General features: G+C 69.0%; 19 protein-coding genes. All 19 read left to right on the top strand.

The features are described from left to right. Positions 1-76: 76 nt before the first annotated feature. Complete coding sequence (locus ACTOWJ_RS03105) at positions 77-1,507, top strand: sigma 54-interacting transcriptional regulator (RefSeq protein WP_441333126.1); 1,431 nt, start codon at positions 77-79, stop codon at positions 1,505-1,507. A gap of 332 nt (positions 1,508-1,839) precedes the next feature. Further along, positions 1,840-2,115, top strand: coding sequence for a hypothetical protein (locus ACTOWJ_RS03100; protein WP_441333125.1), 276 nt, complete (start codon positions 1,840-1,842; stop codon positions 2,113-2,115). A 1-nt stretch (position 2,116) separates the two neighbouring features. Further along, positions 2,117-2,701 (top strand): DUF4255 domain-containing protein, encoded by a 585-nt coding sequence (locus ACTOWJ_RS03095; RefSeq protein ID WP_441333124.1) that lies wholly within the window; start codon positions 2,117-2,119, stop codon positions 2,699-2,701. Next, positions 2,698-3,621: a hypothetical protein gene (locus ACTOWJ_RS03090; RefSeq protein WP_441333123.1), complete on the top strand. Its 924-nt coding sequence runs from the start codon at positions 2,698-2,700 to the stop codon at positions 3,619-3,621. The genes ACTOWJ_RS03095 and ACTOWJ_RS03090 overlap by 4 nt, the downstream gene beginning before the upstream one ends. 54 nt (positions 3,622-3,675) lie before the next feature. After that, positions 3,676-5,601 carry a phage tail sheath family protein gene (locus ACTOWJ_RS03085; RefSeq protein ID WP_441333122.1) on the top strand — a complete coding sequence of 642 codons (1,926 nt, stop codon included), beginning with the start codon at positions 3,676-3,678 and terminating at the stop codon, positions 5,599-5,601. 15 nt (positions 5,602-5,616) lie between these two features. Continuing rightward, positions 5,617-6,069 (top strand): phage tail protein, encoded by a 453-nt coding sequence (locus tag ACTOWJ_RS03080; protein ID WP_441333121.1) that lies wholly within the window; start codon positions 5,617-5,619, stop codon positions 6,067-6,069. Positions 6,070-6,072: 3 nt separating this feature from the next. Then, positions 6,073-8,973 carry a hypothetical protein gene (locus ACTOWJ_RS03075; RefSeq protein ID WP_441333120.1) on the top strand — a complete coding sequence of 967 codons (2,901 nt, stop codon included), beginning with the start codon at positions 6,073-6,075 and terminating at the stop codon, positions 8,971-8,973. Position 8,974: 1 nt separating this feature from the next. Next, the gene (locus ACTOWJ_RS03070; RefSeq protein WP_441333119.1) at positions 8,975-9,439 is read left to right on the top strand and encodes a phage tail protein; all 465 of its coding nucleotides are present in this window, start codon (positions 8,975-8,977) and stop codon (positions 9,437-9,439) included. Between the two features lie 10 nt (positions 9,440-9,449). Then, positions 9,450-10,244, top strand: coding sequence for a CIS tube protein (locus ACTOWJ_RS03065; RefSeq protein WP_441333118.1), 795 nt, complete (start codon positions 9,450-9,452; stop codon positions 10,242-10,244). 13 nt (positions 10,245-10,257) lie between these two features. Then, positions 10,258-10,425, top strand: a complete 168-nt coding sequence (locus tag ACTOWJ_RS03060; RefSeq protein ID WP_441333117.1) for a hypothetical protein — start codon at positions 10,258-10,260, stop codon at positions 10,423-10,425. Between the two features lie 33 nt (positions 10,426-10,458). Next, positions 10,459-11,526 (top strand): phage late control D family protein, encoded by a 1,068-nt coding sequence (locus ACTOWJ_RS03055; RefSeq protein ID WP_441333116.1) that lies wholly within the window; start codon positions 10,459-10,461, stop codon positions 11,524-11,526. A gap of 2 nt (positions 11,527-11,528) precedes the next feature. Next, positions 11,529-12,251, top strand: coding sequence for a phage baseplate assembly protein V (locus ACTOWJ_RS03050; RefSeq protein ID WP_441333115.1), 723 nt, complete (start codon positions 11,529-11,531; stop codon positions 12,249-12,251). A gap of 40 nt (positions 12,252-12,291) precedes the next feature. Next, the gene (locus ACTOWJ_RS03045; protein ID WP_441333114.1) at positions 12,292-14,370 is read left to right on the top strand and encodes a hypothetical protein; all 2,079 of its coding nucleotides are present in this window, start codon (positions 12,292-12,294) and stop codon (positions 14,368-14,370) included. Beyond that, positions 14,367-14,759 (top strand): GPW/gp25 family protein, encoded by a 393-nt coding sequence (locus ACTOWJ_RS03040; RefSeq protein ID WP_441333113.1) that lies wholly within the window; start codon positions 14,367-14,369, stop codon positions 14,757-14,759. The genes ACTOWJ_RS03045 and ACTOWJ_RS03040 overlap by 4 nt, the downstream gene beginning before the upstream one ends. Positions 14,760-14,769: 10 nt before the next feature. Beyond that, positions 14,770-17,082, top strand: a complete 2,313-nt coding sequence (locus tag ACTOWJ_RS03035; protein WP_441333112.1) for a baseplate J/gp47 family protein — start codon at positions 14,770-14,772, stop codon at positions 17,080-17,082. Then, the gene (locus ACTOWJ_RS03030) at positions 17,082-20,069 is read left to right on the top strand and encodes a phage tail protein (protein ID WP_441333111.1); all 2,988 of its coding nucleotides are present in this window, start codon (positions 17,082-17,084) and stop codon (positions 20,067-20,069) included. The genes ACTOWJ_RS03035 and ACTOWJ_RS03030 overlap by 1 nt, the downstream gene beginning before the upstream one ends. 36 nt (positions 20,070-20,105) lie before the next feature. Then, positions 20,106-21,554 carry a hypothetical protein gene (locus ACTOWJ_RS03025; protein ID WP_441333110.1) on the top strand — a complete coding sequence of 483 codons (1,449 nt, stop codon included), beginning with the start codon at positions 20,106-20,108 and terminating at the stop codon, positions 21,552-21,554. Between the two features lie 7 nt (positions 21,555-21,561). Next, positions 21,562-22,926, top strand: a complete 1,365-nt coding sequence (locus ACTOWJ_RS03020) for a hypothetical protein (protein ID WP_441333109.1) — start codon at positions 21,562-21,564, stop codon at positions 22,924-22,926. Positions 22,927-22,938: 12 nt separating this feature from the next. Then, entirely contained in the window at positions 22,939-24,105 is a 1,167-nt protein-coding gene (locus ACTOWJ_RS03015; RefSeq protein WP_441333108.1) for an IPT/TIG domain-containing protein, read from the top strand. Positions 24,106-24,109 lie beyond the last annotated feature (4 nt).

Raw genomic sequence — 24,109 nt, 5'->3', positions numbered from 1 at the left:
CAGCCGAGTCGGACCGCAGGCCGCTAGCGGACGGGTGACGCGCCGGACGCGGGCTCGTACCGACAGGGAGGCTGGGATGGATGTGCCGGGTTGGGCCGTGGTTCCGTTGGGACAGGCGCCCATGCCGCTGCGCGCGGTACAGACTGCTTTGGGTGCGTGCGCCGGCGTGCGCGTGCTGCCCGGCGGTTATCTGCAAGCGGCGCTGCGCGATGCCGACGGCATCGTACTGGTGCCCGGCGGCGACGGCCTCGGCACGGTGATCGAATGCATCGCGACGATCCGGCGCGAACGCCCGCATCTGCCGGTGGTGGTGACCATGCAGTCGGCCAGCGAATTCGAACTCGACAGCGTGCTGCGCGCCGGCGTCTCCGATTTCGTCTGCCTTCCCGCCGATGCCGCCGAATGGGGCGCACGGCTGCTGCGCGCCAGCATCGAAGCCCCGGTCCCGGCAACCGAACCGCCCCGCGACGACCGGGCGACCGCCAAGCCGAGCGAGGCGCCGAAAATCCGCGGTTTCGTCCACGCCAGCGCGGCCGGCGCGGCGATCGCCACGCGTCTGCCGGTATTGGCCGGATGCGATGCCAGCGTATTGATCGTCGGCGAGACCGGCACCGGCAAGGAAGTCTGCGCGCAGGCGATCCACTATCTGTCCTCGCGTTGCGACCGCCCCTGGGTCGCGGTCAACTGCGGCGCGATTCCGCTCGAACTGGTCGAGAACGAATTGTTCGGCCACGTCAAAGGCGCCTACACCCACGCCCACAGCGCCTGCACCGGGCTGGTGGGCGAAGCCGAAGGCGGCACCTTGTTCCTCGACGACGTCGATTGCCTGCCTTTGTCGGCGCAGTCCAAGCTGTTGCGGTTCTTGCAGGAACGCGAGTACCGGCCGGTCGGCGGCAATACCGTGCACCGCGCCGACCTGCGGGTGATCGCCGCCAGCAACTGCAATCTGCATGCTCTCGCCCGCGGCGGCGGCTTTCGCCAGGATCTGTATTACCGCCTCAACGTGTTGAATCTGCACCTGCCCGCGCTGCGCCAGCGGCGCGAGGACATCGCCGTGCTCGCGCGCCATTTCGCCGCGCATTTCGCCCGCGAATTCGGCCGCGCGCCGGGGCGCGACGGCATCGCGTTCTCGTCGGCGGCGATGGAACGGCTGCTGCGCCACGACTGGCCGGGCAATGTGCGCGAGCTCAAGCACGTGATCGAACGCGCGGTGCTGATGTCGGCCGGCCGCATGCTCGATGCCGGCGACATCCAGATCGACAACGCCGGCGAACCCACGCCCGATGAGGTCGGCGACGCCGAACGCGCCTCCTTCCGCGACGCCAAACAGCGCGTGGTCGAGGATTTCGAACGCGACTACGTCGAACGCCTGCTCGCCGCGCACGGCGGCAACGTCACCCATGCCGCGCTGGCGGCGCGCAAGGATCGGCGCGCGTTCTTCGAGCTGATGCGCAAGCATCGGATCGAACCCCGCCGGTTCCGCGCGTTCGAACCCGAAGCGGGCTGATCGGCGGGCTCGCCCGCGCATCGATCCCGACACGCTTCCAATCGTACCGATCGCATCGACGGCCGCACGGCCGCGCGCATCGTCGCGCGCGCGCCGCCGTCGGCATCGGCCGGCACCAGGACGAATCCCGCGCGCGCCAGGACAAAAACATCCCACCGCCGATACGCCGCGCAATAAGGCGTCCGGCGTCCGAACGTGATGCGCAGCGAACTCCAGCCCGGACAAAAACCTCCTGGCGCGCCGCGCCCAACCCGCGTCAATCACTGAAACACAAGGGTTTCCGCAGTTGGCATCGCTCTTGCAAAGACTTACCGCATAGAGGCTCGCACGCGATGGATGACGACTGCGCGGCATCGGCATGTGTACGCAGCTTGGCCGGTTATCTGCGCGCCAATCCGCAGGCATGCGATACGGCCGAGGGCATCCGGCGCTGGTGGTTCGATTCCGAACTTGAGGTCGACATGGAGCAACTGCAGGACGCGCTGGATTGGATGAAACGCCGTGGCGTGATCGAGGAGAGCCTCGCCGCCGACGGGCGGCGCCGTTATCGGCGCCTGGCCGGCGACGCGCAACTGGCGGCGCTGCTGCGCGCGGGCCGGAGCGATTGAGATGGCCAACTACCGCGCCATCGCCGCGATCAGCACTGCCCTGGCCGGGTTGTTGCGCGATCGTTATCCGCGCGACGAGTTCGGCGGCGGCCTGGAAGTGAGCCTGTATCAGAGCCGCGATTTCGAATCGCCGATGCAGGACGGTTTTTCGATCTATCTGTATCGCACCGGCATCAATGGTTCAGTGCGCAATCTCACCATGCGGCGTTCGCCCGACGGCAAACGCTTCCGGCCGTCGCTGCCGCTGGACCTGTACTACATGGTCACGCCCTGGGCGCAGGACACCGAACGCCAGCACCGCATGCTCGGCTGGGCGATGCGGCTGCTGGAAGACACCGGCGTGCTCAGCGCCGGCCATCTCAATCACTACATGCCCGAAACCGACACCTTCGCCGCGCACGAGGGCGTGGAGCTGATCTGCGACCCCTTGAACCTGGCCGATCACTTGACCCTGTGGGACCGGCTGCGGCGGCTGCCGCCGTCGGCCACGTACGCGCTGCGCATGGTGTTGATCGATTCGGACGTCACTATCGACGACGGCGCCGCGGTACAGACCCGCCGCTTCGAAGTGGAGACCGTCGCATGAGCGCGGTGCTGCGTCCGGGCGAGGTGGTGCAACGCAACGCCGCGCTGGGCCTGCGGTTCTGGGACGCGGCCGCGGCGACCTCGACGATCGACGGATTACTGGTCGAGGTCTATCCGCGCGCCAATCCGAACGCACGCGCCCGCGCCCTGCCCAATCCCAGCGGCGTCTACGTCGCGCATCGTTTGCCGCAGTTGGCGGCGTTCGAATTCGACGACAGCCAACCCGCCGGACAACCCTGGATCGAAGCGGCGAACGCCTCGCCGCCGCTGATGCACGGTTATCGGATCGAAGTCAGCGATCCCGCCGGGCGTTATCTGCCGATCGCCTTCGACGCCGAATTGCCGGCGCGCGGCCTGTTCGATTGGCTGGCGCCGTGGATCTCGCCGCCGCAGGCGGTGATCTGGCCGGGCGACGGCGGCTCGCCGCCGCAATGGCTGATCGAACGCATCCCCTTGTTCAGCGCGCCCGGTCGCGCGCCGCCCTCGCCGCTGGCCGTGGTGTACGCGCAGATGCGCGAAGCCGGCAGCGGACAGGTCGCGGCCTGGAGCCTGCTCGCGGTGAACATCGCCGGACAACGCTGTGGCATCGGCCTGGCCGATCGCGAAGGACGGGTCGCGGTGATGTTCGCCTATCCCGAACCGCCGCGCGCGCCCCTGGCCTCGCCGCCGGCCGAACGCGCGGACTTCGCCTGGACGGTCGAGTTGGACGCCTACTGGGCGCCGCTGTCGCCGCCATCCACGCCGCCCGCGGTGCCGGATCTGGCGCAAGTGCTGATGCAACTGGCGACGCCGTGCGCGGTCGTGGACTCGCTGTCCTCGCCCGCGCCGCGCCGGCGCCTGGATTACCGCCGCGCGCTGACCGCGCGCACCGAAGGCCAGAACGCGGCGGACGCGTCATGGCTGTTGTTGTCCACCGCATGAGCGCACCGCGCCCGCGTGCCGCTTCGTCTGCCGTTCCTGGCAAGGAGAACTGCTATGTCTGAGTACCTGGCTCCCGGTGTTTTCGTCGAAGAAGTCTCCTTCCGCGCGAAGTCAATCGAGGGCGTCAGCACCACCACCACCGGCTTCGTCGGTCCCACCCGCTACGGCCCGGTCAACATCGAGCCGGAAATCGTCACCAGCCTGGTCGAGTTCGAGCGCACCTACGGCGGCCGCGACAAGCTGGTGTTCGACGGCCCGGTCGAAATCGACAACTTCATGTGGCATGGCGTGCGCGCGTTCTTCGAGGAAGGCGGCAAACGCATCTACATCAGCCGCGCGTTCACTCCATTGGCCGGCACCGACGTGCGTCCGGGCTGCGCCCGCGGCGAATTGCCGAGCAGCCCGCCGGCGCTGAGGGTGTTCGCGCGCTTCCCCGGCCGCGCCGGCAACGCCCGGGTCGGCTTCACCTTGAACCTGGGCCAGAACCTGCTGTCGGACATCCCGGTTCCCGGCGGCGGCACGGTGACCGTGGTCAACGCGCTGTTGCCGCGCGATGTGGTGTGGATCCGCGCGCGTGCCGGCGCGCCGTCGCCGGCGGTCGAGGACGGCTATTACCTCGCACTGTGGGACGCCAGCAACGAAACCTGGGTCTTCATCGCCAACGGCGACGACATCACCAACTCCCCGGTGCCGTTGACCGATTTGACCGCGGCCGGCTACGAGTTGAGCGTGATCACCGCGACGGTCACCGTGCAGCCGCTCGGCGGCGGCGATACCTTCGTCGCACCGGACCTGCCGCTGGATCCCAGGCATCAGCGCGCCGGCAGCCCGGATTCGCTGTTCGCCTATTTCGCCGAGCATCCGGCCAGCCTGAGCCGCGCGCGCACCTTGCCGATCGTGATCCGCGCCGAGGACGTCGCCGCCATCGGCACCGGCACCGAGTTGCTCGCCGCGTTCCTCGAGGCCGCCCCGGACGTCTCGCCGTCGCCTCCGCTGGGCCTGCGCGCCGCGCTGCAGAGCGCCGACAGCACGCCGGCCGAACGCACGCTGGCGATACTGCTCGACGACGGCAACGACGGCCGGCGCCCGTTCGCCTCGGCCTACGAGGGCGAGGTCGACAGCGCCGACCGAAAGACCGGCCTGCGCCAGTTCGAGGACCTGGAGGACATCTCCATCGTCGCCGCGCCGGGATCGACCTTCGGTTACGGCGACAGCTACGCCACCCATGCGCCGTCGATCGTGCGCGCGCTGATCCGCCACGCCGAACGCATGAAGTACTGCATCGCCGTGCTCGACAGCGGCGACAACCAGTCGATCAGCGAAGTGCGGGCCATGCGCGCCCAGCTCGATTCCAAGCACGCCGCGCTGTATTACCCCTGGGTGCGCGTGCTCGATCCGCTGACCCAGCGCGAGACCCATATGCCGCCGTCGGGATTCGTCGCCGGCATCTACGCGCGCAACGACGTCAACCGCGCGGTCTACAAGGCGCCGGCCAACGAAGTCGTCAACCTGGCCCTGGGCTTCGAGCGCTTCCTCAACAAGGCGCAGCAGGAAGTGCTCAATCCCGAAGGCATCAACTGCTTCCGCTACTTCGAGGGCCGCGGCATGCGCCTGTGGGGCGCGCGCACGATCAGCTCCGACCCGGAATGGAAGTACGTCAACCTGCGGCGCTACTTCGCCTATTTGGAACGCTCCATCGACAAGGGCACGCAGTGGGCGGTGTTCGAGCCCAACGGCGAGCAGTTGTGGGCCAACGTGCGCCGCACCATCGAGGACTTCCTGCTCAACGAATGGCAGAACGGCGCGCTGCTCGGCGACAAGCCGGAGAAGTCGTACTTCGTCAAATGCGACCGCTCGACCATGTCGCAGAACGATCTCGACAACGGCCGCCTGATCTGCCTGATCGGCGTGGCGCCGCTGCGTCCGGCCGAGTTCGTCATCTTCCGCATCGGCCAGTGGACGGCCGACCGCAAAGTCTGATCGGAGAGCTACGACATGGCCATTTTACGAGACCGCCCGTACGTGCAGTTCAACTTCCTGGTCGACCTCGGCGACGGGGTCACCGACGGGCCGCAGGCGGGATTCCAGGAACTCAGCGGCATCGGCATGGAAGTCACCGTGTCCGAGTACCGCACCGGCAACGCCAAGGAAAACGCGGTGATGAAGATCACCGGCATGAACAAATCCACCGACGTGACGATGAAGCGCGGGGTGATCGGTTCGCTGAACCTCTATCGGTGGCTGGACCAGATCCGCAACGGCGATCAGAACGCCAAACGCACGGTCACCATCCATCTGCAGAACGAGGATCACACTCAGATCGTGCAGACCTGGAAGCTGCTGCGCGCATGCATCATCAAGCACGTCAGCGGCCCGTTCAACGCCAAGGGCACCGACGTGGCGATGGAAGAACTGGTGCTGGCCTACGAACGGCTGGAGATGGAGTAAGCCGTGGCCGACGCACGCCGCTTGCCGGGGATCCAGATCGATGTGGCGCCGCAAGCCGCGTCCGAAGCGCTGCCGCGCCTGGACGTGGCGGTGCTGGTCGGATTCGCCGCGACCGGTCCGCTGCACCGCCCGGTCGCGGTGGAAAGCGTCGCCCAGTACGCGGCGGTGTTCGGCGCCGACGCGGCGCTGGCCTGGGATGAAGCGCGCGGCGAGCGCGTGTTCGCCCAGCTCGGCGCGGCGGTGCGCGCGTTCTTCGCCAACGGCGGGCGGCGCTGCTGGGTGATCCGGGTCGCGCGCAGCCGCGCGCTGGAACGCGTGCGCCTGCGCACCGACGCCGAACTTCCGGCGGATCTGGCTTGCAGCAATCGCTTCGCCCTGCCCGGCCTGCTGGCGCTGCGCGGCGACGGATCGATCGAACCGGCGCTGCTGAGCGCGCGTTGCGAAGGCGCCTGGTCGGATGAGTTGCGTGTGGACCTGGCGCTGGAACGGCGCGGTTTCGCGCTCGACGCCTGGTCGGTGGTGGATTCGCCCGATGCGGCGCGCTACGCCTTCCTCGGCCGCCAAAACCTGCGCCCGGGCGACTTGCTGCAACTCGACGACGATCCCGCGCTGCGCGTGTACGCCCGCACCGAACGCATCGACCTGGGCGCGACTTCGCAAGCGCCGTATCGGGTCGAGGTGCGAGTGCTGGCGGCGTTCGCCGCGCTCGACCCGGCCGATCCGCCGACGCTGACCGCAGGTTCTGCGCGCGGGCCCGCGGCCGCGGACGAGTGGCCGGCGTTGCTGAGCGGGCCGAGCCTGCACGACCGAAAAGCGTACGCGCGCCTGCAACTGCAGGCGCCGCTGGACCAGGAGCCGTTCGCACTCGGCGCATGGCTGCGCTTCGCCGGCGGCGGCGAGGTGGTCTGGCTGCGCGTGGACGAGATCGAACGCGAAGCCGATACCTCCGCGAGTCCGGCGAGCGACACGGTGCCGGTGCGGATCGCCGCGCACGGTCCGGCCTGGCGCCAATTGGATCCCTCGGCGCTCGCGCTGGCCGCGGTGAGCTCAGCGCAGCACTTGCAGATCGAACTGCGCGCGATCGATGCGGCCGGCACCCAATCGCGCCTGCGTCCGCTGGCGCTGACGCCTCAACGCGCCGGCAACGCCTGGGAGCTGCGCAACGATCAGGAGCATTACCGCGAGCACGACGATCTCGCCTCGATGCGCCCGGCGCAACTGCAGCGCTTTCCCTTGGCCTGCGAGGACGCCACCCCGCCGTTGGCGTGGCTGCCGTTGGGCGCGCCGGGCGGCTTCGGCCCCGCGGTCGCGCCGCTTCCGGCCGTCGGCACCGCATTGGAACGCGACGGTCTGGCCCGCTTCGATCGTGGTCTGTTCCTGGACCCGGAACTGGACAGCGACAGCGTCGCCGCGCTCGCCGCTCACGCCGAGGACATCCGCCTGATCCGACCGCTGACCCGCGAGCTGTTCGGGCTGCATGCGGCGTTCGGCATCGGCGCCGGCGGATTGTTCAACGAAGCCAGCTTGTTGGCGCTGCCCGACGCCGCGCACATCGGCTGGCAGCGCCGCGGCGAAGACAGCGCCGCGCCGATCGTCGCGCCGGTCGGCGCCGTGCCCGGGCATTGGCACGCGCATCGCGGCGCTTGCCTGCAGGCCGCCGACGACGCGACGGCCGAACCGCTGCGCGAACCGGATTTCGGCCGATTCCTGGACTGCGCAACGCGCCTGATCGCCGCACCGGTGCTCGATGGCCCCGCCGCGCCGGTACCGCCGGGCCGTTGCCGTCTGAGCTGGACCCAGAGCGAAGCCGGTGCGATCTACGCCTTGTTCGAAGCGGCCCTGGCCGACTTCAGCGACGAACGCGAGATCCACCGCGGCGAACTCACCGAACACGTGCTCTATCAGCCGCGCGAAGGCGATTATCACTATCGCGTGCGCGCCCTGGTCGGCGAGGAAACCAGCCTGCCGTCCAATCCGGCGACCGTGCGGGTGCGCACGCAGGACTGGGTGCAAGCGCAGCCGCACAGCGCACAGGCCGCGCTGGAGCCCGAATGGCTGGCGATCCACCGCGCCGCCCTGCGTCTGTGCGCGGCCAGCGGCGATCTGTTCGCGACCTTGTCGATGCCGCGCCACTTCCGCAGCGCGCACGCCTTGCGTTACGCCGGCCGTCTGCGCGAGGTGCGCGGCATCGACGGCGTGTTCGATCCGCTGGCGCTGGCTTTCGACGAAGCGCGCGCGCTCAGTTACGGCGCGCTGTATTTCCCCTGGCTGCAATCGGACGCGCGCGCCGCGGACGACGCGCGCGGCGCCGATCCGCGCCGCGGCCTGCTCGTAGTGCCGCCCGACGGCGTGGCGCTGGGCGTGCTCGCCGCGCGCGCGAGCCGGCGCGGGGCCTGGATCGCCGCAGCCAACGAGCCGATGAAGGACGTAATCGCGCTGACCCCGCGCATCGATCCGGGCGACCGCCAGAGCCTGCAGGACGCGCAGATCAATCTGCTGCGCGACGATCCGCGCGGATTCTTCGCTCTGTCCGCCGACACCTTGTCGCTGGACGCGGAGTTGCGTCCGATCAACGTGCGCCGGCTGCTGATCCTGTTGCGCCGGATCGCGTTGCGCCGCGGCAGCAGCTACGTGTTCGAACCCAATGGCCCGACCCTGTGGCGTTCGGTGCAACGCGGCTTCGACCTGCTGCTGGGCGAACTGTTCCGCCGCGGCGCGTTCGCAGGCGCCACCGCCGAACAATCCTTCCGCGTGGTCACCGATGAAGGCGTCAACCCGCCGACCTCGGTCGATGCCGGGCGTTTCGTGGTCGAGCTGCGGGTGGCGCCGTCGCTGCCGATGCGCTTCATCGCCGTGCGCCTGGCCCAGAGCGGCGAGCGGCTGACGGTCAAGGAGGAGCTCTGACATGGCCGGCTCCGCGTATCCGTTCACCAATTTCAATTTCTCCATCGAGATCAACCGCGGCGGCGACGCCAAGCCGCTGGTCGCCGCCGCGTTCTCCGAGTGCGACGGGCTGGAGATGAGCATGGAGGTCAAGACCATCCGCGAAGGCGGCGACAACGGCCGCCAGATCCGACTCAACGGTCCGGCCAGTTTCGGCCAACTCGTGCTCAAGCGCGGGATGACCGACAACTTCGATCTGTGGGACTGGTTCGGCGACAGCCTCGTCGATCCGCGCCTGCGCGCCAATGCCGAAGTGGTGCTGTTCGCCGCCGACGGCAGCACCGTGCGCGCGCGCTTCGTGCTCTCGCGCTGCGTGCCGGTGAAGCTCAAGGCGCCGGCGTTGAACGCGCGCGACGGCCAGGTCGCGGTCGAGGAACTGCAGGTGGCCTACGAAACCCTGACGCTCAAGCGTCCGGGCTCTCGGTGAGGATGCGCGCATGAGCCTTGAAAAAGCCCATCTGTACGAACTCGACCAGAGCATGGCCAAGGAGAAACCCGGCGGCCGCAAGGTCGAGGTGCAGTTCAATCCGGAAACGCTGAAGGTCACCTTCGCCAACCAGATCGTGCAACCGCAGGGCGGCGATCAAGCCGCCGGCAACGCCGGCCGCCAGTTCGTCGGCGCCGGCACCACCAAGCTGGCGCTGCAGCTGTGGTTCGACGTCACCGCGATGGAGAAGGACGCGGTCGACGACGTGCGCCGGCTGACCCAGGACGTGGTGTATTTCATGACGCCGCAGCCGTCCGACCAGGACCCGAAGAAACTCGCGCCGCCGGGCGTGCGTTTCCACTGGGGCAGCTTCCTGTTCGACGGCATGGTCGAGGGCATGGAGGAGTCGCTGGAGTTCTTCTCCAAGGACGGCAAGCCGCTGCGCTCGAGCATCACCCTGACCTTGTCGCAACAGAAGATTCTTTCGGCGCAATTCAAGGGCGACGGCAAGGTGCCCAATCAACCCGGCCAGGCGCCGCTCAAGAGCGCCAAGCAAGGCGACTCGTTGCAGTCGATGGCGGGCAAGAACGGCAAATCGGACTGGCAGGGCATCGCGTCGGCCAACGGGATCGAGGATCCGTTGCGGATGGCGCCCGGGCAGTTGGTGGATTTGAATCTTTCGGTGGGGGTTGGGGCTGGGGTTGGCGGGAATATCAGCTTCGGAAGCGCCGCGCCTGACACCTCTTCGGTTGGACTCAACGCCTCGCTGGGCTCGGACCCGGCCGGCTCGGTTTCGTTCGGATAAGGAGGATCGGCTCATGGGCGTGGTGATCAACGAATTCGAAGTGCTCGCCGAACCGCCGGCGCCGGCCAGGCAAGACCAGGCCGGCAGCGAAGGCGAGGCACCGCAAAAGCTCGATCCGCACGACCTGCAGATCGCGCAGCGCCAACTCGAACGCAGCGCATTGCGTCTGTGGGCGCACTGAACCCGGACCACGACGAGGACACGGAACGAACTCATGGGCGACACCCCTACTTTGCCGGTGCAAGCCTCGCGTCCTTCGGTGGAGATCGACGGCCGCGCGCAAGCAACGCTGACCAGCTCGCTGATGGCCATGGACGTGGCCGAAAGCGAGGCCGGATTGGCGCGCTGCGAGCTGTGGTTCGGCAACTGGGGCGGCCCGGATCACCCAGGTTTCCAACACTTCGGCCGCGACCTGCTCGAGTTCGGCAAACCGTTGAAGATCAAGCTCGACGATGCGCTGTTGTTCGAAGGCCGTATCTTCGCTCTGAACGCGCGCTTCCCCGAAGGCGGTACGCCGCAGATCGGCGTGTGCGCCGAAGACCGGCTGCAGGATCTGCGCATGACACGCCGCAGCCGCGCCTTCGCCGACGCCAGCCTGGCCGACGTGGCGCGCAGCATCGCCGGCGATCACGGCTTGCAGCCACGGATCGAGCTGAGCGGCGAACCCCACAAATTGCTGGCGCAGGTCAACCAGAGCGATCTGGCGTTCCTGCGCGACATGGCGCGGCGCGAGGACGCGCAGATCTGGGTCGAAGGCGACCGGCTGCACGCCACCCAGCGCAGCCGCCGCAACGGACCGGCGCTGGAACTGGCCTGGGCCGGCGCGCTGCGCGAGTTCGAGGTCGGCGCCGATCTGGCCCATCAGCGCACTCAGTTGATCGGCTCGGGCTGGAGCGTGGCCGACAAGCGCGGCGCCAGGCACGAAGCCGACGAAGCGGCGATCCGCGCCGAACTTGGCGGCAACGCGAGCGGCGCGCAGACCTTGCAGCAGTCCTTCGGCCGCCGCGCCGACACCTACGCGCACGCGCTGCCGTTGTCCGACGGCGAAGCGCGCGTGTTCGCCGAATCCGGCTTCCGGCACATGGCGCGGCGCTTCGTCACCGGCCGCGGCGTGGCCGAGACCAAGGCCGCGCTGCGGGTCGGCACGCGGCTGACCGTCAAGGGCGTGGGGCCGCTGTTCGAGGGCGAATACAGCGTCACCGAAGTGCAGATCCGCTTCGAACCAAAACTGGGCCTGCGCACCGAGTTCTGGTGCGAACGTCCTTCGATAGGACGGGCCTGAACATGCGCATCGTCGATCTGCCCGCCTACGAATCGCTGTTGCACGAACGCCTGCCCGGTGGTTGGGGCGGACGCTGGTACGGCGTATTCGTGGCCTTGGTCGTCGACATCAAGGACCCCGACAACCAGGGCCGGGTCAAGATCGCCCTGCCCTGGTCGCCCGACGCCGGCGGGCAACGTTACGAAGGTTGGGCGCGTCTGGCGACATTGTTCGGCGGCAACAACCGCGGCAGCTGGTTCGTGCCCGATGTCGACGACGAAGTGCTGGCCGCGTTCGAACACGGCGATCCGCAGCGGCCGTGCGTGCTGGGCGGCCTGTGGAACGGACGCGACCGTCCGCCCGCGTCGATGGACGGCGCCGGCAAGAACTACAAGAAGGTGCTGCGCTCGCGCAATGGCGTGCAGATCACCCTCGACGATCAGGAAGGCCGCGAACAATTGCTGCTGGAAACCCCGGGCGGACAGAAGTTCACCCTCAAGGACGGTCCGGGCGCGGTCGAGATCGCCGACAGCAACGGCAACTCGATCAAGTTGGAAACCGCCGGCATCACCGTCACCGCCGCGGCCAAGGTCACCGTCAACGCCAGCCAGGTCGCGGTCAGCGCCGGCATGGTCACCGTCGATGCGGGCATGTCGACGTTCTCCGGCGTAGTCAAGGCCGACACCGTGATCTGCAACAGCATCGTCAGCGCGTCCTACACGCCGGGCGCGGGGAACATCTGGTGACCGCCATGAACACTCCCATCGCTCGCCCCTGGAGTCCGCCATGAACGCCCATCCGCTGCGTTGGCAGGCGCCGCAACCGCTGTGGTCGCGCTTCCAGGACGGTGCGCAGGCGCAGGAGCAATCGCGTCCGGCGATTCTGCGTTTCGCCAACGACGAATTCATGGAACAACTGCTCGGTACTCTGGCGCGCGATCCGACTCGCATCGATTCCCTGATCGCACGCCATGAAACCTGGCGCAAGCCGATGAGCGATCCGCCCGACCTGGTCGAACGCGCGCCGCTGCCGCGTCTGGCGCAGCGCGCGCATCGCGCGACCACGGCCAAAGCCGTCGCGTCGCCGATCGCCGCGACACCGGCACAGACGCCGTCGTTGAAGCTGTATCAGGCCGTGCATCAGCGCCACTACCTGGCCACCGCCAGTCTGGTCTGCGGCATTCACGGCTTGCCCGAGCATGCACTGGTGCCCGGCGCCGGCGAGGAAGTCGGCATGGTGCTGCGCCGTCTGCTGCCGCTACCCGGTGGCGCGGCCGATGCGCTGCATGAGTTCGCCTACATCAAGGACGCGCAGGGCGCGCGCTGGCAGCGCTGCGACGAAAACGCATTCGTCGCCGGCGAGGAGCGCCTGCCGGCGTTCGCGCTGAGCTATCTGGATCAGGCGCAACGCCGCCGCAGCCTGTGGGCCGGCACGGTGCCGGTCGGCCGGCGCGAGGAATACCTCGGCGTGCGCGTGGACCCCACGCCGGTCGCGGATTTCGCTCAGGCCCAACGCGAGCAGGTCGGCGGCCAGGCCGCGCCGGCGCCGGCGCCGTCGAAGCTCGCGCGCATGGCCCAGTTCCAGATCGATGTCGGCGAGCCGTGGAAGAACATGATCCGCGCCGCGTTCAAGCTCGCCGCGCAGGAGGCCGTGCCGCAGAGCATCGGCGGCGAGTCCGAAAGCGCGCCCAAGCGCAAGCTGCGCGCGCTGCACTTCAATCTGCAGCAGCAAAGCCAGTCCTGGCTGGTGCTGCTCGATTGCGCCGAACATCTGGCGACGTATCTGCCCGACGTGTGGAACGCGATCGAACACGATGGCGCCGGCGCCGCGACACTGTCGCCGCAACGCCGCGCGCTGTACGACTGGCTGGGCAAGGTCGCCATGGGCGGCGCGCTGACTGCGGCCTTGCAACCGTTGCCGGCCTATCCGGCACTGGCTTCGATGCGCGCCGCGCTCAAGGCGATCCGCGCGCCGGGCGTGGGCGCGCGCCTGGAAGCCAGCACCGCGACCTACGCCGCCAATCCCGTCGATCCCTCCGATCCCTCCGCGCCTTCCGATACGCGCAACCTGCCCGACTGGCCGCGCTTTCATTTCTGCCTGGCCGGCGTCGGCGAAAACCTCGCCGCGACCGGTCCCTACAGCGCGCTCGACGTTGATCTGATCGACGACGCACGAGTCGCCGCCGATCCACTCGCCGGCCCCGTGCCGGGTCAGGACGTCGCGCGCAAGGTCGATCGCTTCGTCGCGCTGTTTGCGCGCGCCCTGGACGCCACCACCGAAACCGATGCGCCGCCGGTGCCGTTCGCGCTGCAGGTCAAGAACGCGCTCGGCAACAGCCTGGGCGCCAATCTCGGCGACGGTGGCTGGTTCGTGCTGCGCTTCGTCCACGGCCGGCGCGACTGCGGCCCCTTGCATCCGCCGCTGCTGTCTGCGCCGACCCAGCGCTTCCGCCTGGCCAGCTTCTTCGACGCCGATGCGCCAGCGCGGCCGATCCGGATTTCGCTGCCGGTCGACACCAGTCCGGCCGGGCTGCGCAAATACCAGAAGAACACCGCCTTCGTGATGAGCGACATGCTGTGCGGTCAGGTGCAACGCGCCAAGGGCATGGGCCTGATCGATCTGGTGCTGTCGGTGCTGCCGTGGCCGCTGCACAAGGATCTGCCCGCCGGCGACGGTGCGCCGTGCCAGAGCGGCGGCATCAACATCGGCATGATCTGCTCGCTGTCGATTCCGATCATCACCATCTGCGCGCTGATCCTGCTGATCATCATCGTCTCGCTGTTCGATCTGATCTTCCGCTGGTTGCCCTACTTCGTCATCTGCTTCCCGGTGCCGGGGCTCAAGGGCAAGAAGGAGGCGCCATGAACCCGAGCGTGTTCGGACGCAGCCTGTCGTTCCCGCCGCGAGTGGGCAGCGACGGACGTTTCGTGTGGTCGGCCGGCGAGGACAACATCCGCGAATCGATCGCGCTGATCCTCAAGACCGAACCGGGCGAGCGCGTGGGCCTGCCCGAGTTCGGCGCCGGTCTGGCCCAGTTCCTGTTCGAACCCAACAACGCCGGCACCCATGCGCGCATGCGCGACGCGATGGAACGCGCACTGGCGCGCTGGGAGCGGCGGATCCAGGTCGAACAGATCGACGTGATCGCCCATCCCAGCGAAGCCGAGACCGCCTTGGCGACGATCACCTATCGCCTGGTCGCCACCGCCGCCCGCGAGCGCATCAGCCTCGCGATCCCGCTGGCCGTGAACTGAGACCGCCCCGATGCCGCTCGCGCCCCCGCCCATCGACGACCGCCGTTACGCCCAACTGGTCGAGGACACGCTGGCGCGCGCGAGCGTGCATACGCCGGAGTGGACCAACTTCAACCAGAGCGACCCGGGCGTGACCTTGGTGCAGTTGTTCTCCTTCCTCACCGAGAACCTGCTCTACCGCGCCAACCTCACGCCAGAACGCAACCGGCTCAAGTTCCTGCAGATGCTGCGGGTTCCGCTGGCCAGCGCATCGGCCGCGCAGGGCCTGGTCGCGTTCGACAACCAACGCGGCGAAGCCCGCGCGCAACCGTTGCCGGCGGATCTGGAAGTGCGCGCCGGCGCGGTGCCGTTCCGCACCCAGTTGGGCCTGGACGTGTTGCCGGTGGAGGCGCGGGTCTATTTCAAGCGCCGCATCGAACAGCCCGGCGCGGAATTGCTGGACTACTACAAGCTGTTGTACGCGTCCTACCAACTGCCCTTCCCCAGCGACGTGCAGTTGTACAAGACCCTGGCGCTGGACCGTAAGACCGTCGACAGCGTCGATCTCAACGCCGACACCGTCGACCGCTCGCTGTGGATCGCGCTGTTGGCGCGGCCCACCGACGCGCCCGGCGACGGCGACGATCCGTGGAAGGCGCTGCGCGATGCATTGGCCGGACGCATCCTGACCTTGGGCCTGGTGCCGGCGCTGGATACGGTCGGCGCGCAACTGCTGCCGGCCGGCAACGCCCAGAGCCGGCAATTGCTGCGCTTCGAACTGCCCAACGTGCCCGCCGACGGCCGCGTCCCGCGCGATGCCGACGACCGCCCCGCGCCCGCGTACCGGCAACTGGAACCGCGCACCGACGTGGATCTGCTGTCGGTGCCCGGCGTGGTCCAGTTGAGCCTGCCCGCGGCCGCGCAACTGGGCCTGTGGCGCGATGTCGATCCGCTGGAAGGCGGTGTGGGCGACATGCCGCCGAGCCTGGACGATCCAGCGCTGGCCGCGCGCGTGCTGACCTGGCTGCGCGTGCGCGCCGACGGCGCGGCGCAGGCGCGCTTGCGCTGGGCCGGAATCAACGCCGCGCCGATCCGTCAGATCCAGCGCGTGGCCTCCGAGCCCTTGGCCGACGGCGACGGCCGCCCGGACCAGAGCCGGCGATTGGCGCGCCGTCCGGTGCTGCGTGGTTCGGTGCAGGTGCTCACCCGTCTGGGCGACGCCGCGCCGCAACCCTGGAGCGAGATCGACGATCTTGCCGCGGCCGCGCCGGAAGTGCCGGTGCCCGATCCGCGCCGCGCCGATGCGCCGTCCGCGGCCTGCGGCGCGAGCGCGTCGACCGATGTCTTCGAACTCGACCCCGAAGCAGGCGAACTGCGCTTCGGCGACGGCCTGCGCGGTCGCCGTCTGCCGCTCGGCGCGCGCGTGTACGCCGCCTACGATTTCTGCCTGGGCGCGCAAGGCAACGTCGCCGAACAGGCGATCGACACCGCGCCGCAGCTGCCGCAAGGCTTCGCGGTGAGCAATCCGGTGCGCACCTGGGGCGGCGCCGATGCGGAGAGCACCGACAGCGGCGAGAAACAGGTGCGCCGTTATCTGCAGCATCGCGATCGCATGGTCAGCGTCGACGATTTCGAATCGGTGGCCTGCCGCGCGCCGGGCGTGCAGATCGGCCGGATCGAAATCCTGCCCGCGTTCCATCCCGATCTGTCGCCCAACGAACCCGGTTCGGCGCCGGGCGTGGTCACGGTGCTGGCGATTCCGCGCACCGATCCGGGCCAGCCCGACGCGCCGCGCGCCGATCGGGTGTTCCTCAACGCCTTGTGCCGGCATCTGGATCCGCGCCGCTTGGTCACCACCGAACTGGTGGTGCGCGGCGCCGACTACAAAGGGTTGTGGATCTCGGTCGGGATCGAAGCGGCGGCCGGTTATGCGATCGCGCAAGTGGTCGACGACGTCAAACGCCGTCTGCGCGAGGCGCTGGCGCCGATCGGGCCGGCCGGCGCGCAACCGCGCGAGGCCGGATTGTTCACTCCGCGCGGCAACGATCCGGCGCGCGGCTGGCCGCTGCGCACCGCGGTCGCCGCGCGCGTGCTGTTGGCCGAAGTCGCGCGCGTGGCCGGAGTGACGTCGGTCGCCGATGTGCTGCTGGCCGAAGGCGAGCGCGCCGCCAACGAACTGATCGAAATGAGCGGACTGCAACTGCCGCGGATTCTCGGCATCTCGGTCGTGGTCGGCGATCCGATCCCCATCGATGCCCTGCGCGGCGGCAACAGCGGCGGCGCGGGCGGCGGCGGCGCGACCGCGCCCTTACTGCCGGTGCCGATCGTGCCGGAGACCTGCTGATGAACGTCAACGGCGCGCGCTTCCAGATGCTGTTCGGCCGTCAGGATTGGTCGCGTTGCCGCGACCGCGACGGCCGGCCGCTCGCCGATTGGTGGGACGGTTTCTCAAGCCCGATGCCGCAGGCGCCCGCGGATCTGCCGGCCTGGGACGAGGCGATGAGCGAGCTGAGCCTGCGGCCGCAACCGATCGAACTGCCGGCCACCAGCGGCGAGATGCGGCTGGACCTGCAAGCGCGGCGCAGCGCCGATGCCGACCGCCACGGCAATGTCTATCGCATCGCCGACGACGCGCGTTCGCTGCGGGTCACCTCAGCCGGCAGCGGCGCCGAAAGCGAATTCTGGCCGGCGCTCGCCATCGATCGCGGCGAGCGGATCTCCTCGTTCCAAACGCATGCGGCCGCGGCCGAGCTCGAACCCGATCGCTATCTGTGCGTGGCGGTCAGCCACGACGATTACCTGATCGTCGCCTTCGCCCGCGGCGCATCGCGCGGGGTGATGAGTTTCGATCTGATTTCCGGCGGCCCGCCGCTGGAAACCGCATGGCCGTCGCAGGTGCCGTTCGAACCGTTCGCCTTGTGCGCGCGCCACGGCGGCGGCGCCTGGGTGCTCGATCGCGCGCACCGGCAATTGTGGGAACTCGATTGCACCCTCGCCGTGGTCAACAGCGGCCAGCCGATGCTGCCCCTGCCCGCGCCGGCGATCGACGACTTCCAACCGCTGTCGGGACCGCCGCGCGCGCAGCCGCCGCTGCAGTTTCCCGGCGGACTGGATCTGAACGCGATCGCCACGCCGCTGCTGGATCCTATCGCGATCCAATCGCATGGGCCGGGCCGGACGATGCTGCTCGATCGCGACCTGCCGCAGTCGCGCTCGCGCGTGGTGCGCCTGTCGCGCGACGGCGCCGCGTGGAGCGCGGACGCTTCGCAATGGCTGGATCTGCTGCCCGCGCCGGCGCACGACATGGTCTATGCCAGCGGTCTGGGCAACGAGGCCGCCGGCGCCGCGCCGCGGCTGTTCGTCGCCAGCCAGATCGGCAATCAGGTTCACGCCTTCGAAGTGCTCGACGACGACGACGGTTTCGCCCTGCGCGCCCCGGCCGAGTTGTATCCGCTGCGCCGCTACGGCGGCCGCGCACTGCTCGCGCTGGGCGGCATGGCCTATTACGACAGCGGGCCGGACCAGCCGCGCTGGACGCCGGTGGTGCAGCAGCACCAGCATCGCTACGCCGCCCAGGCGGTGCTGATCACTCCGGCCTTCGACAGCGAAGAACTCGGCACGGTCTGGGACAAGCTGCTGTTCGACGGCGGCGTGCCGCCGGACACCGAAGTGATCGTCGACAGCCGCGCCGGCGACGAACTCGACGGCTGGTTCGCCGGTGAAACACAACCCGCGCACGACGCGCAGGTAATCGGCGAATGGCTGCGCGAACCGTCGCCGCGCCTGCGCCGCGACGGTCCGGAGCTGCCCTGGTTGCGCCGCGAAGCCGCGCGCCGGACCCGCCGCGAAGCCGGCGCGGGCACCTGGGAATTGCTGCTGCAACGCGCGCGCGGCCGTTACCTGCAACTGCGCCTGACCCTGGTCAGCCGCAACGGCACCGGCACTCCGCGCCTGCGCGCCCTGCGCCTGTGGGCGCCGCGTTTTTCCTACCCGCAACGTTTTCTGCCGGCGGTGTATCGCGAAGACGTCGGCAGCGGCGAGTTCCTGGAACGCTGGCTGGCCAATTGCGAAAGCACCCTGACCGAAATCGAAGACCGGGTGGTGCAGGTCGAATCGCTGTTCGATGCGCGCAGCGTTCCGCACGACGCGCTGCCGTGGCTGGCGGGCTGGTTCGATCTGGCCCTGGATCCGGCCTGGGACGAGCGTCGGCACCGTCTGCTGGTGCGTCACGCGATGGATTTCTTCCGTTGGCGCGGCACCGTGCACGGCCTGCGCCTGGCATTGGCGATGGCGTTCGAAATCGATGTGGACGCGGCCATGTTCGAAGGCCCGCGCGACGGCGACGAAGGCGCCGGTCGCATCCGCATCGTCGAGTCGTACCAAACCCGGCTGGTCGAAACCCTGATCGCCGATGCGGCCGCGCGCGCCGGCGGCGGTCCGCGCGCGGTGCAGCGCCAAAGCCTGTGGACGCCGGCCGAAGGCAACGCCGGGCTGGCCGACCGCTACGCCGCCTGGCTGGGCCGCCCGGCCAGCGCGCTGGAACAGATCACCGCGTTCTCGCTGGCGCCGCCCGGCGACGAGAACGCCGCGCAGCAATGGCGCAGCTTCGCCCTGGCGAATCTGGGGTTCGTGCCCGCCGCGGGCGCCGCCGAACGGCAACGTTGGCGCGTCTTGCTGCAATCGCGCTACCCGCAGATCGATGCGCTCAACCGCGCCCACGGCAGTCACTACGCCGACTTCGACGCGCTGCGGCTGCCGGCGCTGCCTGCGCAGACGCAGGCGGCGCGCGAGGACTGGCTCGGTCACTGCGCGCGCAACGCGCAAACCCGCGAGCGCCGGCTGTGGCAGGACTTCCTCGCCCGCCGCTACCGCCGCATCGAACGCCTGCGCGGCGCGTATCGCGCGGCCTGGGCCGACTTCGAACAGATCCCGGTGCCCGATGCGCTGCCGGCGACGTTGGACGCGCAAACCGACTGGCTGCAATTCGAACGCCAACTGCTAGCCATGCACCGCACCGCGCACCGCTTCTCGGTGCTGCTACCGGTGGCGAGCGTGATCGCCGATCCCTACGCGCTGGAACAGAAGCTGGCGCTGGCGCGGCGCATCGTCGAGCTGGAAAAACCCGCGCACACCGTGTTCGACGTGCGCTTCTACTGGGCCTTCAACCGCGTCGGCGAGGCGCGGTTGGGGCTGGACACGCAACTGGGTGCCGGCAGCCGCGCGAGCGAGCTGATCCCCGATGCCGTGGTGGGCCGGGCCTACCTGGGCGCCAGTTTCATCGGCGGTCCCGCGCGCCTGCACGGGCGCGACCGTCTGTCGCTGGATTGCTGAGCGCAAGCACCGCAAACCGAACAAGGGAGTCGAATCATGGGCTGCTGCAACGAACCGGTGACCACACTGACGGGCCTGCCCGCCGATCCCTCGCAGCACGTCAATTACGAGCGCGGCATGGTGCTCGGCGTGGACGACTTCAAACAGGAGTTCGCCTACCTGTCCGGGCGCGACCAATGGCTGGCGCGCGAAGCGCTGGGCTACGGCACGCTCAGCGGCCTGCGCGCGCGATGGGAGGAAAGCGGCAGCGACGGCCCGCGCCTGCACGTCTCGGCGGGTACGGCGCTGACGCCGGGCGGACGCCTGATCTGCGTCGGCGCGGACCAGTGTGCGATCCTCAATCGCTGGCTGGCCAAGCCCGACAACGCGGCGTTGGTCGCGCGCATGCTCGATCCGGGATTGCCGCCTAACGCGCCGCCGACGGTCACCAGCGGCGCGGTGTCGCTGTATCTGACGCTTTGCTACGCCGATTGCCAGACCCGGCCGGTGCCGATCCCGGGCGAACCGTGCCGCTCCGAGGACGAGTTGATGAAGCCCTCGCGCGTGGCCGATGATTTCCGCCTGGAACTGCGCCAGCACGCGCCGGTCCAGGTCGAAGAGGACGCGTTGCGCGATTTCGTGCGTTGGCTGCGCGCCAACGTGTCGATCCTCGACACCAGCCCGCCGCTCACCGCCGATCCGTCCGGCTGGCTGGCCGCGCTGTCCAGCGCGGTGCAGCCGTGGCTGGACGCGCAGACCCTGTCGCCGCCGATGTCGCCGCCGGCCTCGCAGCAGACCCTGGGCGATTACCTGTTCGATCTGGGTTCGCCGCGCCTGCAACTGGCGCGCGAGCATCAGTGCGAATTCCTGCGCACCGCGTTCGGTTTCTGGATCAGCGAACTGCGGCCGATGTGGATGGCGATGCGCTGCCATCGCGCCCAGTTCCCCGACACCGATTGCCTGCTGCTGGGCCGGGTGGAATTGCAGATCGTCTGGAGCGGCGGCTCGCCCAGCGGCCTGTGGCAGGTCGACGGCAGTCCGGCCGGCGTGCTGATCGATGAAAGCGCGCGGCCGTATCTGGCGCATCTGCGTTTGCTGCAGGAATGGACGCTGTGCGGCTGCGATTGCGCCGGCACCGGCGCCGATGCCGGCTTCGGCGGATCGATGGCGGAGATGTTCGCAGGCCCAGGGCCCGCCGAACCGTTGCCGCCGTCCGCATCGCCGGTGGAGTTCGTCGATGCCGATGCCGCGCTCGGCGACGGCGCGCGCGTGTTGATCGCACTCGGCGGCGGCAAGCTCGCCATCGCCCTGCCCGCGTCCACCGCGGCCAACGCCGGCCGCCAGGTGGTGTTCAAGAACGCCGACGCCACCAGCCTGACCCTGCTCGCCGACGTACCCAACGGCGACGTCATCGACGGCGTGGCCGAGTTGGCGGTCAAGAAGAAGAAAGCCGTGACCCTGGTCGCCGACGGCGTCGGGCAGTGGCATTCGATCGCCAGCATCTGAGGCCGCCATGAGCACACTCGACGATGTCCTGCAGTTGCAGCAGCCGATCAAGGACGGCGGCATCCGCAACGTCAATTTCTTCAACGGACGCCTGCTGACCGGCAAGGATCTCAGCCGCGAGCAACAGGCGCACCGACAGGCCGATGCGCGTCTGGGCCTGGCGATCGGCGACGGTGTGGCGTTCGGCCTGGAAGCCGCGCGCGATCCCGACCTGGACCGCCCCAACGCGCCGGTGCTGCGGGTGCGCGCGGGCCTGGCGATCAATCGCCTCGGCCATACCTTGCGCCTGAACGCCGACACCAGCGTCGCCCTCGCCCGCCGCTTCGACGGCGACGACGGCGACGGCGACTGCCAGTGCGTATTCGCCCAATGCAATCCGCTCGCCGACGGCGTCTACGTCGCCGGCGCCGGCGTGTACGTGCTGACCATCGCGCCGGCGCGATCCGACGAGGGCCGCGCACCGAGCAATGGGTTGGATCCAGGCAACGTGCGCTGCAATACCGACGCCACGGTCGAAGCGGTGCAGTTCCGCCTGCAGGCCATCAATCCGCTGCGCTTCGCCGACCTGGATCCGTCCTCACCCTTGTTCCGCAATCGTCTGGCGTATCGCTGCTTCGGCATCGAAGCGCGCGAAGCCAGCGCGTTCGATCCCTGGCGGGTGGATCCGCCCAGTTACGGGCTGATCGACGAGTTGCGCCCGACCGGACTGAGCGACTGCGAGGTGCCGCTGGCGCTGGTGTACTGGACCGCCGCGGGCCTGGGCTTCGTCGACACCTGGTCGGTGCGGCGACGCCTGCTCGAACCCGATGCATTGTCGGGCTTCTCGTTCCAGCGCAATCCGCTCGATCCGGCCGAACTGTCTTCGTTCGCGTTCCTGGCGCGGACGCGGCGACTGGTCGAAGCGCAGGCCATGTGCGCGCAGTTCCAGCAGCAATTGGCCAATCTGCTCGCCGCCAGTGCGAACCCGGCGACGCTGCGCGCGCGCGACCACTTCCGCTACCTGCCGCCGTTCGGCGTGGTGCCGCTGCAGAACCCGCCGTTGCGCGGATTCGGCGACGCCGCGTTCTTCTGGGGCGTGTCGCGGCGTCCGCTACCGGGCAGCGCGCAACAAACCCAGTTCATCGACTCGCGCCAGATCGGCGCGATGCAGCACCAGTCGTTGGCGTTCTCGCCGACCGATCTGAGCAGCGGCGAATACTTGTGGATCTACCGGCCCTGGCAGACCGTGCAAGCGATGAGCCAGGGACGCAGCGTGCAGCCGCTGCTGGTGTTCGCCTGCGGGCAGATGCCCGAAATGGCGCTCGCGCGCTTCGACCTGGCGCGTGCCGACTTCAGCAATTACTTCAGCAACTCACTGACTACCGTCGCCTGAGAGGATCCAGTCATGACCAGTCCGCTGCTACGCGTCAATCCGGGCGACATCATCAGCGCCACGGCCTGGAACGGAATCGTCGATACGCTCAACGAAGCGTTGTTGCGGATCCAGGCCCTGGAGTCCGGCGGCCCCGGCACCGGTCTGGCGATTACCCAACTGGTGCCGGCGGGCCCGTACCGCATCGGCGACACCCTGCAGATACTCGGCCAGAACTTCCAGTTCTCCGCCGGCGCCGCGCGGGTGTTTCTCAACGCCACCCAGGTGCTCAATCTGTTGCCCGGGTCGAGCGACACCCAGTTGCGTTTCGTCATTCCCAACGTGTCCGGCGTACTCGAAGCCGGCACTGTGGTCGATCTGGTGGTGTTCAATCAGAGCCAGTCGGTGACGCGGCAAGTGGTGTTGCGGCCGCAACAGAACCCGTTGCAGGGCAACATCAGCATCGAATGGCTGAGCGTGACGCCGGCCACGGTGGTCCCCGGGCAACCGGCGAGCTTTTTCTATCGCATCACCTCCGGCACCAACAACCTGGCGACCTGGGCGCTGACCGCAATGGTCGACACCGCCGGCAACGCGGCGGCGTGGAACTCGCAGCTGCGCGTGCTCGACGGACTGGGCAACGAACTCAGCACGCGCCAGATCACCCTCAGCCCGGGACAGCAGGCCACCGTGCAGATACAGATCCCCAACGTCCCGGCGGTCGCCAACGGCACCACCTTCGGGGTGACGCTGAGCGCGGACGCATCCACCATCACCGGTACCAGCGGTATCCGCCAGTTCGTCGTCGGCACACCGACACCGCCGCCGGATCAGAGCATCAGCCTGCTGGCCGATCCATTGGCCTCGCAAGGCGCGTTGTCGGGCAACACCCTGACCGTGCCGGGCGGACAGAACCGCAGGTTGGCGTTCACCGCGACGTTCACCGTGGCCGGGATCTACACGATCACGCGCAGCGTGCTCGGCGGCGCCACCGGATGGGCGATCAACCTCGACGACGGAACCATCGACACCATCCAGATCAACCCCGGCGATCTCACCACCGGCAGCACGGCGCGCCCGCTGAGCTACCGGGTGGCCGCGACCGCCACCGCGACGGCCAACGCGCAGATCCAGATCCGGATCCAGCGTCAGGGCAATACCGCCGTGTATTCGGCCGTCTACAACACCGTGCGCGCCTGAAGAC

The sequence above is a fragment of the Lysobacter sp. CA199 genome, from assembly GCF_052078715.1.
Taxonomy (GTDB): Bacteria; Pseudomonadota; Gammaproteobacteria; order Xanthomonadales; family Xanthomonadaceae; genus Lysobacter.
This window is presented reverse-complemented; position numbering and strand designations above follow the sequence as displayed.

Bases quoted from the DNA above. Each gene is read 5' to 3' on its own strand.
- ACTOWJ_RS03105 (WP_441333126.1), top strand. From the start codon at position 77: ATGGATGTGCCGGGTTGGGCCGTGGTTCCGTTGGGACAGGCGCCCATG.
- ACTOWJ_RS03100 (WP_441333125.1), top strand. From the start codon at position 1,840: ATGGATGACGACTGCGCGGCATCGGCATGTGTACGCAGCTTGGCCGGT.
- ACTOWJ_RS03095 (WP_441333124.1), top strand. From the start codon at position 2,117: ATGGCCAACTACCGCGCCATCGCCGCGATCAGCACTGCCCTGGCCGGG.
- ACTOWJ_RS03090 (WP_441333123.1), top strand. From the start codon at position 2,698: ATGAGCGCGGTGCTGCGTCCGGGCGAGGTGGTGCAACGCAACGCCGCG.
- ACTOWJ_RS03085 (WP_441333122.1), top strand. From the start codon at position 3,676: ATGTCTGAGTACCTGGCTCCCGGTGTTTTCGTCGAAGAAGTCTCCTTC.
- ACTOWJ_RS03080 (WP_441333121.1), top strand. From the start codon at position 5,617: ATGGCCATTTTACGAGACCGCCCGTACGTGCAGTTCAACTTCCTGGTC.
- ACTOWJ_RS03070 (WP_441333119.1), top strand. From the start codon at position 8,975: ATGGCCGGCTCCGCGTATCCGTTCACCAATTTCAATTTCTCCATCGAG.
- ACTOWJ_RS03065 (WP_441333118.1), top strand. From the start codon at position 9,450: ATGAGCCTTGAAAAAGCCCATCTGTACGAACTCGACCAGAGCATGGCC.
- ACTOWJ_RS03060 (WP_441333117.1), top strand. From the start codon at position 10,258: ATGGGCGTGGTGATCAACGAATTCGAAGTGCTCGCCGAACCGCCGGCG.
- ACTOWJ_RS03055 (WP_441333116.1), top strand. From the start codon at position 10,459: ATGGGCGACACCCCTACTTTGCCGGTGCAAGCCTCGCGTCCTTCGGTG.
- ACTOWJ_RS03050 (WP_441333115.1), top strand. From the start codon at position 11,529: ATGCGCATCGTCGATCTGCCCGCCTACGAATCGCTGTTGCACGAACGC.
- ACTOWJ_RS03045 (WP_441333114.1), top strand. From the start codon at position 12,292: ATGAACGCCCATCCGCTGCGTTGGCAGGCGCCGCAACCGCTGTGGTCG.
- ACTOWJ_RS03040 (WP_441333113.1), top strand. From the start codon at position 14,367: ATGAACCCGAGCGTGTTCGGACGCAGCCTGTCGTTCCCGCCGCGAGTG.
- ACTOWJ_RS03035 (WP_441333112.1), top strand. From the start codon at position 14,770: ATGCCGCTCGCGCCCCCGCCCATCGACGACCGCCGTTACGCCCAACTG.
- ACTOWJ_RS03030 (WP_441333111.1), top strand. From the start codon at position 17,082: ATGAACGTCAACGGCGCGCGCTTCCAGATGCTGTTCGGCCGTCAGGAT.
- ACTOWJ_RS03025 (WP_441333110.1), top strand. From the start codon at position 20,106: ATGGGCTGCTGCAACGAACCGGTGACCACACTGACGGGCCTGCCCGCC.
- ACTOWJ_RS03020 (WP_441333109.1), top strand. From the start codon at position 21,562: ATGAGCACACTCGACGATGTCCTGCAGTTGCAGCAGCCGATCAAGGAC.
- ACTOWJ_RS03015 (WP_441333108.1), top strand. From the start codon at position 22,939: ATGACCAGTCCGCTGCTACGCGTCAATCCGGGCGACATCATCAGCGCC.